The organism is Aquicoccus porphyridii (genome assembly GCF_008369105.1).
GTDB classification, from domain to species: domain Bacteria; phylum Pseudomonadota; class Alphaproteobacteria; order Rhodobacterales; family Rhodobacteraceae; genus Aquicoccus; species Aquicoccus porphyridii.
In genome coordinates this window covers 1-463 of sequence record NZ_VINQ01000122.1, presented here as the reverse complement: position 1 = coordinate 463, position 463 = coordinate 1, and the positions used below count along the sequence as shown (strand labels likewise).

At 64.8% G+C, this 463-nt stretch carries 1 protein-coding gene; it reads left to right on the top strand.

Annotation, left to right across the window (positions count from 1 at the left end):
- On the top strand, positions 1–321 hold a 321-nt coding region (locus tag FLO80_RS23850), incomplete at its 5' end, for an SAM-dependent methyltransferase (protein WP_500676335.1).
- Positions 322–463: the final 142 nt, after the last annotated feature.

Sequence of the window (463 nt, the reverse complement as noted above, 5' to 3'; positions counted from 1 at the left end):
GTGTTCGGCGGGGAGCGCCGTGCGGTGCTGGCGCGGGAGCTGAGCAAGACCTTCGAGACCATTCGCAGCCTGCCGTTGGCCGAACTGCACGATTGGGTCGCGTCGGACAGCAACCAGCAGCGCGGCGAGTGCGTTGTGCTGGTGGCGGGGTGGCAGGCGCCGGAAGGCGAGGAGTCGATCGGTGCGGAGGCGCTCAGGGTGCTCGACCTGCTGCTTGCCGAGCTGCCGTTGAAGAAAGCCGCGGCGCTGGCGGCGGAAATTACCGGGGTGCGAAAAAACCTTTTGTATCAACAGGCTTTGCAACGCCAAGGGAAGAGTTGAGCTTGTTCTTCGCGCCTGCTCCCGCTAACCTTGTCGGCGGAGAGTCGATTGGACAGTCGCTGTCGCGCAATAGCGCGGTGGAGGAAAGTCCGGGCTCCATAGGGCAGAGTGCCAGGTAACGCCTGGGAGGCGCGAGCCTACG